This window comes from Virgisporangium ochraceum (assembly GCF_016863655.1).
Taxonomy (GTDB): Bacteria; Actinomycetota; Actinomycetes; order Mycobacteriales; family Micromonosporaceae; genus Virgisporangium; species Virgisporangium ochraceum.
In genome coordinates this window covers 88,350-98,290 of record NZ_BOPH01000080.1, presented here as the reverse complement: position 1 = coordinate 98,290, position 9,941 = coordinate 88,350, and the positions used below count along the sequence as shown (strand labels likewise).

The window sequence follows — 9,941 nt, the reverse complement described above, 5'->3', positions numbered from 1 at the left end:
GGGAAGCGACGACCAGTCCATTCGAGTCTGGGATCCTCTTCAAGGCATCTCCCTCTACCGCATCCCGACACACCATCCGGTTTTCGCGTGCACTGCGATCGAGAACAGACTGGCCATCGGATTGGATGCCGGTGTGATATGCATTGAAATACTTTGAGTCCACTCAGCTACCATCGGACTCGTTGCGGGCGGTCCGCCCTGCAGACCTCCCTCGCCGACGCCGGCTACTACCGCGGCTCGGCCGACGGCGTGTACGGCCCGCAGACCGTCGAGGCGGTGCCGGCGGCCACCCGGGGAACGGGATCACCTGGAACCGGCGGGCCGCGGGTGTGCTGAACTGGGCGGCGTGCAGATGCGACCCGCCGAGCTGACGGCGATCCGGGCCGGCGAGATCGATCTCGCGTTCCGCCGGTGGGAGCGGCCGCGGGTCAGGGCCGGCACCCGGATGCGCACCGCGGTCGGGCTGGTCGAGGTGACGTCCGTCGACCGCGTTCCGGTGCGGTCGCTCACCGCCGCCGACGCGCGCCGGGCCGGCGCGCCGTCGCTGGTCGCGCTGCGGCAGGGGTTGGACCGGGTCCATCCGGAGCGGCCGGTGTACCGGATCGGGCTGCGGTATGCGGGCGCCGACCCGCGGCACGAGCTGCGGGAGGCGGTGCCCGACCCGGACGAGATCGGCGCGATCCGGCAGTGGCTCGACCGGCTCGACCGCGCCTCGCCGACCGGACCGTGGACCCGGGCGACGCTCCTGCTGATCGACGAGCTTCCGGCCACCCGGGCACCCGACCTCGCCCACCGGATGGGCCGCGACACCCCGTCGTTCAAACAGAACGTGCGCAAGCTCAAGGAGCGCGGCCTGACCGAGTCCCTCGACATCGGGTACCGGCTCTCGGCCCGCGGCGCGGCCGTCCTCGACCACGAGGGTCATCTCCGGCCGGGCCGCGACCGGCCGGAACCCGAGCCCGGCACCCCGCTGCCACGGCTGGGCGCCAGCGCGACCCGCGCGCTCACCGCGCACGGCGTCACGCGGCTGGAACAGGTGACCGGGCTCAGCGCGGCCGAGGTCCAGGCCCTGCCCGGCGTCGGACCGTACGCCCTGGCCCGGCTGCGGGAGGCGATGGACGCCGCCGGACTCGCGTTCCGCGCGGACTGAACGGCGTCGGACCTCAGCGCGTCCGGACGCCGCCCGACGCGACGAGCCCGGCCACCGGGAGCGTGGCGGCGCCCAACGCGACCGCGTCGACCCCCAACCGACCGAGCTCGATGGTGGCCTGTCCGAACGGTTCGCGCAGCGCGTGCCGCTGCGCGGACGCCCGGATCCGCGGTAGGAGCCGGGCACCGAGCGCCTGGCCCGCCCAGCCGCCGAGGACGACCCGCTCGGGGTTGAACAGGTTGATCAGGTTCGCCACGCCGGCACCGAGGTAGTCGGCGGTGTCGTCGAGCACCTGACGGGCCGTCGCCACGCGGTCGGCGGCGGCGAGCAGGGCGGCGATCTTCGACTCCTCGTCGGCTCCGGGTACGGCGCGCCCCCGTCGGGCCTCGCGGTACCGCTCGACGACCGCCCCGGCGCCGACGTAGGCCTCGAGGCAGCCGCGGGAGCCGCACCGGCACGGGCGGCCCCCGTAGACCAGGGTCGTGTGTCCCCACTCGCCGGCGCTGCTGGCGGCACCGCGGTAGGTGACCCCGTTGGTGACGACCGCCGCGCCGACGCCGGAGCCCACCAGGGCGAACAGGGCGTGCCGCGCGCCGCGGCCGGCACCGAACCACATCTCGGCCTGGCCGTGCGTCTTCGCGCCGTTGTCGATGTGCAGCGGCACGTCGACGTCGCGCCGGATCATCCGCTCCAGCGGGACGCCGTCCCAGCCCAGCGTCTGCGCGTGGACGACGGCCTCGGGGTCGCGCACCACGACGCCGGAGACGCCGACACCGGCACCGAGCACGTCGGCGGGGCGCACCCGCGCCCGCTTCACGACGGTGGTCAGCCCGGCGACGATGTGCCGCACCACGACGCGCGGGTCGGGCGGCGTCGCGTCGAGCGGGAGGTCGACGCCGGCCAGCTGTGTGAAGGCCAGGTCGAACAGCTCGACGCGCACCCTTGTCTCACCGACGTCGACGCCGGCGACGAGCGCGAACCGCGGCGCGACGCGCAGGATCGTACTGGGCCGGCCGCCGTCGGACTCCAGCGCGCCGGCGTCGGTGACCAGCCCGGCCTCGATGAGCTCGCCCATCAGGTTGCTGACGGCCGGTTGGCTGAGACCGGTACGGCGGGCCAGGTCCTGTCGCGTCAACGGACCGTCCAGGAACAGCGCCGAGAGCAGTGCGGACCGGTTGCGCAGCCGCACGGTGCGGTTCGTCGTCCGTTCCATGGAGTGCCATCGTACGGCGGCCGTCCTTAATGGACGGCCGCCGGTCGGACGGGTTACGGGAGGGTCCAGCGCTGGTTCGCGCCGGCGAAGCAGTCCCAGATCTGCAGGCGGGTGCCGTCGGCGGAGCTGTTGCCAGTGACGTCGAGGCAGCGGTTCGACGCCGGGTTGCGCAGCGTGCTGTTGCCGGCGTCGTGCTGCCACACCTGTGCGCCGGTGCCGTTGCAGTCCCAGAGCTGGATCGGCGTGCCGTTCGCGGTGCCGGCCGAGGTGACGTCCAGGCACTTGCCAAGGGCGCGCACGGTGCCGTCGGTGCCCACGGTCCAGGTCTGCGCGTTGGTGCCGTTGCAGGTGTAGAGCTGCACCGCCGTTCCGTTGGCGGTGCTGGCGGCGGCGACGTCGACGCACTTGCCGGCCAGGCCCGTGATGCGACCGGTGCGACCGGTCGGCGGCTGGCTGCCGCCCATCGCGGTGACGTAGGCCTCGTTCACCAGCGAGTTGGAGCCGGTGGCGTCCTGGGACAGCTCCCAGAACATGATGCCGCCCGCGTTGGACATGGCCCACTGGGTCTTGCGGCGCACCGTCGTCAGGCCGTTGTAGCACTCGGTGGAGCCGTTGACCGTCGTGCAGTCGCGGTTGGCGTTGGCCGGGTCACGGGAGACCAGGTCGGCGAACGTGTAGTAGCTGGGCCGCGAGTAGACGGGTACGCCGATGACCGCCTTGTTCGCCGGCAGCCCGCGCCCCTTCCAGAAGTTGACCGCGTTGACCGACCAGTCGTAGTTCGCGTGCGGGCTGCCGCCGTCGTAGGTCATGATGTTCAGCCAGTCCACGAGGCCGAACACGGCCGGCTGCACGCCGTTCGCGGTGCCGCCCTCGGACACCACCGCGGCGGTGAGCAGCTTGCCCCGGCTGCGCATCGCGCTGCTCAGCTGCTGCATCAGCGCCGTGTAGTTGCTGGCCGACGCGCCCGGGTCGGGGTACTCCCAGTCGATGTCGACGCCGTCGAGGTTGTACTGGTTGATCAGGTTGACGACGTTGTTGACGAACGTGGTCCGGGCGCCGGCGTTGCCGGCCATGGCCTCGAACCCGGAGTCGTTGCCGTCGTTCCAGCCGCCGACCGCGATCGACACCTTGACGCCCTGGGCGTGCGCCTGGGACACGATCGACTGCAGCTTGGACGGGTTCTCCACGGCGGTCAGGCCGCCGCTGCCGTTGGGCAGGACGAACGCGTAGTTGATGTGGGTCAGCTTGCTGTACTGGATGCCGTTGGCGCTGCCGGCCCACGACGGCATGTACCCGATGCTCCGGAAACCGTTGGGGAACACGGCCGCATGGGCGGCGGGCTGGGCGGTGAAGGTCACGGCCGCGCCGGCGGCGGCCGTGAGCACCGCGGCGGCGACGGCCGTGAGGGCCGACCGGCGACGCCGGGGATCCGAGGGGGAGGACATGGACGCTCCTTGGGTGGGTGCGCGCGGAACCGGGCGGGGTTCCGCACGCATCGGGAACAGCACGACGACAGTCGATGCAGGGCTTAATTTAAGTCCTGCATTGACGACTGGTCTAGTCCAGACATAGCCTTCGTTCAATTCGTTGACGAACCTCACGGACCCCTCCCGGAGTGGCTGCGCTCCGTCCTGGCGGCCGCCCTCGCGTAGGACCCGGTCTGTGAACGGTCGGGTCGCCGACCCGAGGAGGGTGTCCTCGCGGATGGAGATGCGGGTGGGTGGGTGTGCTGCTGCTCGCGGACGCCGCACCGGTAGTAGACGTATTGCCTGCGGGCCTTGCTCCACATCCGCCGCCCGTCCAGGGCACGAAACCATACGTGAGCACCCCGCGGACGCTGCCGGCCGTCCAGGCCCCAACCCGCCGGCTGGCACGGCCCGGGACCGGGTCGGAAGGCGGGTACCGGTCGAGGGCGGTGTTGAGGTTGGATCGTCTATCGACGAACCGCGGCAGCCCAGAAGCCCGACCACTCGGGTCGCCCGTGACCCGCCTCAACGGGAGGTTGATGCGAGGCAGGGCGCGACGCTAACCGGCGATGTCCGCTGCCTGGGGCAGGGCGGCGCGAAGCTCCCGTCGGGAGCTGATGCCGAGCTTGGCGAATACCTTGCGCAGATGCCACTCCACGGTGCGGCGGCTGAGGAACAGCAGTACACCGATCTCCGGGTTGGACAGGCCGTCGCGGGCGAGACGTGCGATCTGCTCCTCCTGTGGGGTGAGCTGGTCACCGGCGTCGTCGCCTCGTTTGCGCGGATGCCCGCCGCCGGCCACCAGTTCGCGGCGGGCGCGCACGGCAGCGGGCCTCCGTACCGAGCGCCCAGTCGGTTCCGGACGGTTGTGTCGTGTCGACCAGCCGTTCGAGCGCGTCGCCGGCGAGTTCGACGTCTCCCGTCCGCACGGCGGCCTCTACCAGTTCCGGGAGCGCCCACATCGACACGAACGGCTCGACGGTGTCGGAGGTGGCCTGGTGGGCCGCGGTGACCGCCTCGTCGTAGCGGCCCAGACCGTTGTACAGGATGGCGGCCGCCCAGTGCGCGTTGGTCGCCGCCAAGCCCTGACCTCCGGCTGCGGCATGCCTGATCGTGTCGGCGATCAGGGCGGAGGCTTCGGCTTCCTTCCCCTGTAACGCCAAATTCTGAGCATCGCATAGGGCGCGATGCCGCTTCCGGTCGCCGTCGCGACGGCGTCGGCTTCCACCACCAGAGCCGCGGCGCCCGGGAAGTCACCGGTCCAGGCCGTCGCCGTACCCAGGGCGGCGAGAGCGACCGGCAGCTGGGCCAGCGCGCCGACCTCCCGGATGAGCCGCACCGTTCGGGACGCGATGGCGTGCGAGCTGTCGTGGTCCCACACAGCGCTGCTGGCCGCGGTGGCGAGCCAGGCCCAGCGCAGCGTGTCCTCCACCGACATGGCGCCCGCGGCGATGGCGCGGCCGGCTCTGAGCAGCACGGGGCCGGCGGCGGCGCGTCCATCGGTGTGCAGCGCGACGAGCCCGTCGAGGAGAAGGTCGACGGGGCGGGCGGCGCCCGTCGGTGGCGGGAGCGCCGCGACGGCACGGCAGATCTCCGGCAGGGTGTCGGCGCCGGCCCCGCCGCTGGCGAACACGGCCGAGGCCCACGCGGTCAGGTAGGTCTCGCGGGCAGCGTCGACGGCGCCGAGCCTCCCCAGGCCCCTGGCGGCCGTCAACAGCAACGGAGGAGCGTCGCTGCCGAGCCCGGAGGCGAAGGCGACCTGCCCACGCAGCAGGTCGATCCGGGCACGCCGAAGGTCGTCGACCGGCCCGGCCTCGGCGTCGGTGAGCAGTTCGAGCGTCGCGTCGAAGGCGCCGGCCCGCAGGCTCGCCTCGGCGCCGGCCAAGGCCCGCTCGGCGCGTCGCGCGGGATCCTGCGTCAACGTCGCCGCCGTCCGCAGGAAAGCGGCCGCCGCCGCGAGGCCGCCGCGCGCCTGCGCGCGGCCCGCGGACTCCTCCAGCTCGGTGGCGATCCGCTCGTCGGGACCGGCGGTCGCGCGGGCGCGGTGCCAGGCGCGACGGTCGGGGTCGGTATCGCCGTCGGTCGCCAGCGCCAGAACGTGATGGACGCGGCGACGGTCGTCGGCGGGCGCGGCCCGGTAGACCACGGACCGGACGAGCGGGTGGGCGAACTCGACCCGGCTCCGCAGCTGGAGCAGACCCGCCTCGACGGCCGGGTCGGCCGCGGCCGGGTCGATCCCGAGGAGTCCGGCCGCCCGGTCGAGGAGCGACCGGCTGCCCAGAGGCTCCGCGGCCGCGGCCAGGACCAGCATGCGGCAACTCCACCTGCAGGAACCGGTCAGGACGGGGTCGTGGAACATCGATGGAACACCGGGCCTGTAGCGTTCTACAGAATTGCTCAGGTCGGTCGGGGCCGCTGACGGCTCCACGACCTCGCGTCGGTAACGGTCACCCACGCCGGCGGTGGGCCCCGACCGCGGTCCCTGACGTCCGCCCGGACCGGGCCATCCGGCTCACGGCGATGCCGACCGCGATGGTGAGCAGGCCGAGGAGCGCCAGCCGGACCGCGTCCGGGCCTGTGACCGGCAGATCGTCGTCATTGTCGGCTGCGACGGTCACCGCGAGTTTCATCGCGCGGACGGTGCCGTCCGGTGCGGCGCCGAGCGCGATGACCGTGTGGTCGCCGGCGGCGAGGTTTGCGGGAACGGTGACGGCCTTGCTGAACGCGCCAGCGCCGTCGGTGACGACGGTGCCGAGCGCGATCGGCGTGGAGTAGATGGTGATCGTCGCGGTGGAGTGCGCGGCGAACCCGGTGCCGATGACGACGATCTGCTCGCCGGGGGCGGCGGTGTCGATGTCGCCCTGGTCCGTGGTCAGCGTGAGGTTCGTCTGCGGCGCGGTGGCCGGCGCCTGCGGCGCCTCGACGGTGACGGCCGTGCTGGGCGCGGACGCCGGTGACGGGCCGCTGCCGGAGGTCGCCACGACGGTGTAGGTGTAGCTGACGCCCGCTTCCGCGCCGAGGACGCAACTGGTCGGCTCCGGGTCGGTGACCTCGGTGGTGCAGGTCGCCGGTCCGGGGTTCGCGGTGACGGTGTAGCCGGTCACGTTCGCGGCCGCGGACGCCGGCCAGCTCACCGTGACCGCCGACGCGGCCGGCGTGGCGGTGGGTGCCGCCGGTGCCGGCGGCGGCGGCAGCGGGGTGACCGCGGTGCTGGGCGTGGACTCGGCAGAGTCCCCGACGCTGTTGGTCGCGTGGACGGTGAAGGTGTACGCGGTGCTGTTGGTCAGCCCGGTGACCGTGCACGGGCTGCTCGCGCAGGACGCCGTGACCCCGCCCGGGCTCGACGTGACCGTGTACCCGGTGACCGGCTGTCCGCCGGTGTCGGCCGGCGCGGTGAACGTCACCGACGCCTGGGCGTTCGCGGCGACCGCGGCGACCGCCGTCGGCGCGTCGGGCACGGCGGCGACGAGGACCGGTGCCGACGGGTCCGAGGCGGCGGAGGAGCCGGTGCTGTTGGTGGCGCGGACCGTGAACGTGTAGGAGGTCCCGTTCGTCAGGCCGGTGACGGTGCACGGGCTCGCGGAACAGGTGCCGGTCGCGCCACCGGGCGACGCGGTCGCGGTGTAGCCGGTGACCGCCGACCCGCCGTTGCTGGCCGGCGGTGTGAACGCGACGCTCGCCGAGGCGTCGCCGCGGGTGCCGGTCACACCGGTCGGCGCGCCCGGCACGGCGGCCGGGGTGACGCTGGTACTCGCCGCCGACGCCGCGGAGGTGCCGGTCGCGTTGGTCGCGGTGACCGTGAACGTGTACGGCGTGCCGTTCGTCAGACCGGTCACCACGCACGGGCTGGCGGAGCAGGACGCCGTGAGCCCGCCGGGGCTGGAGGTCGTGGTGTAGCCGGTGATCGGCTGCCCGCCGGTGTCGGCCGGCGCCACGAACGCCACCGACACCTGGGCGTCGGCCGGCGTGGCGGTGCCGATCGTGGGCGCGGCGGGCACGGCGGTGGGTGTGACGGCGGGCGTCGAGGCGGCCGACTCGACCGAGTCCCCGATCGCGTTGGTGGCGTGCACGGTGAAGGTGTACGCGGTGCCGTTGGTCAGCCCGGTCACCGTGCACGGGCTCGCGGAACAGGTGCCGGTGTGCCCGCCCGGCGACGAGGTCGCCGTGTAGCCGGTGATGGTGGCGCCGCCGTCGCCGGCCGGGGCGGTGAACGTCACCGTGGCCTGACCGGCGCCGGCGGTGGCGCCGACCGCTGTCGGCGCGCCCGGCACGGCGGCCGGCGTGATGCTGTTGCTGGCCGCCGACGCGGCCGAGGTGCCGGTCGCGTTGGTCGCGGTGACCGTGAACGTGTACGCGACGCCGTTGGTCAGGCCGTTCACCGTGCACGGGCTCGCCGCGCACGTGCCGGTGTATCCGCCCGGGTCCGACGTGGCCGTGTATCCGGTGATCGTCGCCCCACCGGTGTCGGCCGGCGCCGTGAACGCCACCGAGGCCTGGGTGTCGCCGGGCGACGCGGTCCCGATCGTCGGTGCGCCCGGGGCGGCGGTCGGTGTGACGGCGGGCGTCGATGCGGCCGAGGCCGTCGAGGTACCGGCCACGTTCGTGGCGGTGACCGTGAACGTGTACGGGGTGCCGTTGGTCAGCCCGGTCACCGTGCACGGGCTCGCCCCGCACGTCCCGGTGAGCCCGCCCGGGTTCGAGGTGGCCGTGTACCCGGTGACCGCCGCCCCACCGTCGGCGGCCGGCGCCGTGAACGCCACGGACGCCTGCGCGGCGCCGGCGGTCGCCGACACCGCGGTCGGCGGGCCTGGCACCGTCGACGGGGTGACCGCCGCCGACGCCGACGACTCGGCCGAGTCACCCTGGCTGTTGGTGGCGTGCACGGTGAACGTGTACGGGGTGCCGTTGGTCAGCCCGGTCACCGTGCACGGGCTCGCCGCGCAGGTGCCGGTGTGCCCGCCCGGCGACGACGTCGCCGTGTAGCCGGTGATGGTGGCGCCGCCGTTGCTGGCCGGCGGGGTGAACGTCACCGTCGCCTGGCCGTTGCCGCGCGCGGCCGACACGCCGGTCGGCGGGTCCGGAGCGGTCAGCCCGTTGAAGGTCAGCTCGACCGAGCCGTTGCTGCCGTCGTTGCCGGCGCTGCCGCCGGTGCCGTTCTTGATCGACGGTGCGGCGCCGCCGAGGGCCGCTGACACGTGTGACGAGCCACCGCCGCCGCCGGCGGAGTAGTAGCTGGGGTCGAAGTCGCCGGCGCCGCCGCCACCACCTCCGCCGTACCCGCCGCCGCCGTCGCCGCCCGTGGTCGATCCGCCGTAGGCGCGGCCGGCGCCGCCGGCGGCGACCGTCGCGGTGGCCGGGTTGTCGTCGCCGCCGTCGGCCGCCGGGGAGACGGGGGCCTCGGTCATCTCCGAGTAGCCGCCTCCGCCGTCGCCGCCCGATGCTCCGCTGGCCGCCTTGCCGGGGAACGCGTAGGTGCCGGCGGAGGTGGAGCCGTCGGCGCCGCTGTCGCCGCCCGCGCCGTCGTCGGCGCCGCCACCGCCACCACCGGCGATGACCAGCTTCGCCAGCAGGGCGTTGCCGGCGTCCAGTGCCATGACCGCGGACCCGCCACCTCCGCCGCCGCCCGCACCGACGTTGTCGCCGGCGCCGCCGGCGCCGACGACGACCAGGAGGTGGGCCGTGTTCGCCGGGAGCGTGGCGGTGCCGGTGACCTGGGCGGCGTTGCCTCCCGCGTGGGAACCGGACGGGTATCCGCCACCGCCGCCGGCACCGACGACCGTCACGTCGACCGTGGAGGTGCCGTTGGGCACCGACAGCGTGAGCGTGCCCGGCGTCGTGCACGTCACCGTGCTGAGCAGTGTCGGGGTCGTGTTGTCGGTGCAGGGTGACGTCGTCGCGTGCGCGGTCGGCAACGCCCAGACCGCGCCCACCGTCACCAGTGCGGCGATCGCGCACATGGACGCCGACCGGCGAACCGCCGACCGGTGCCGACGCGCGATGTCCACCAGCGTCATCTCCCGCACCTCCCGCTTGGCTGCCCCGGAACGGTCGTGGTGCGGGGCACACTCACTACGCCCACCCGGGGGCAGCCGTTACCTTAGGTTATGAAGAG

Annotated in this window: 8 protein-coding genes; 2 read left to right on the top strand and 6 right to left on the bottom strand. The window is 73.8% G+C overall.

Annotated features, from left to right (window positions below; translation table 11 throughout):
- Positions 1-153 precede the first annotated feature (153 nt).
- Positions 154-336 (top strand): peptidoglycan-binding domain-containing protein, encoded by a 183-nt coding sequence (locus Voc01_RS54165; protein ID WP_203930391.1) that lies wholly within the window; start codon positions 154-156, stop codon positions 334-336.
- Between the two features lie 16 nt (positions 337-352).
- The gene (locus Voc01_RS27125; RefSeq protein ID WP_239160517.1) at positions 353-1,150 is read left to right on the top strand and encodes a hypothetical protein; all 798 of its coding nucleotides are present in this window, start codon (positions 353-355) and stop codon (positions 1,148-1,150) included.
- 13 nt (positions 1,151-1,163) lie between these two features.
- Here the strand turns inward: Voc01_RS27125 and Voc01_RS27120 are convergent, their stop codons facing one another.
- The 6 genes from Voc01_RS27120 to Voc01_RS27095 all read right to left on the bottom strand — a co-directional run bounded on the left by Voc01_RS27120 (position 1,164) and on the right by Voc01_RS27095 (position 9,843).
- Complete coding sequence (locus Voc01_RS27120; RefSeq protein WP_203930389.1) at positions 1,164-2,363, bottom strand: ROK family transcriptional regulator; 1,200 nt, start codon at positions 2,361-2,363, stop codon at positions 1,164-1,166.
- A 53-nt stretch (positions 2,364-2,416) separates the two neighbouring features.
- Positions 2,417-3,808 carry a glycosyl hydrolase family 18 protein gene (locus Voc01_RS27115; protein WP_203930388.1) on the bottom strand — a complete coding sequence of 464 codons (1,392 nt, stop codon included), beginning with the start codon at positions 3,806-3,808 and terminating at the stop codon, positions 2,417-2,419.
- A 580-nt stretch (positions 3,809-4,388) separates the two neighbouring features.
- Entirely contained in the window at positions 4,389-4,652 is a 264-nt protein-coding gene (locus Voc01_RS27110; RefSeq protein ID WP_203930387.1) for a helix-turn-helix domain-containing protein, read from the bottom strand.
- Positions 4,585-4,911: a hypothetical protein gene (locus tag Voc01_RS27105; protein ID WP_203930386.1), complete on the bottom strand. Its 327-nt coding sequence runs from the start codon at positions 4,909-4,911 to the stop codon at positions 4,585-4,587. Before Voc01_RS27105 ends, Voc01_RS27110 begins: the two co-directional genes overlap by 68 nt.
- A 41-nt stretch (positions 4,912-4,952) precedes the next feature.
- Positions 4,953-6,140: an ATP-binding protein gene (locus tag Voc01_RS27100; RefSeq protein WP_203930385.1), complete on the bottom strand. Its 1,188-nt coding sequence runs from the start codon at positions 6,138-6,140 to the stop codon at positions 4,953-4,955.
- A gap of 136 nt (positions 6,141-6,276) precedes the next feature.
- Entirely contained in the window at positions 6,277-9,843 is a 3,567-nt protein-coding gene (locus Voc01_RS27095; protein ID WP_203930384.1) for a beta strand repeat-containing protein, read from the bottom strand.
- Positions 9,844-9,941: the final 98 nt, after the last annotated feature.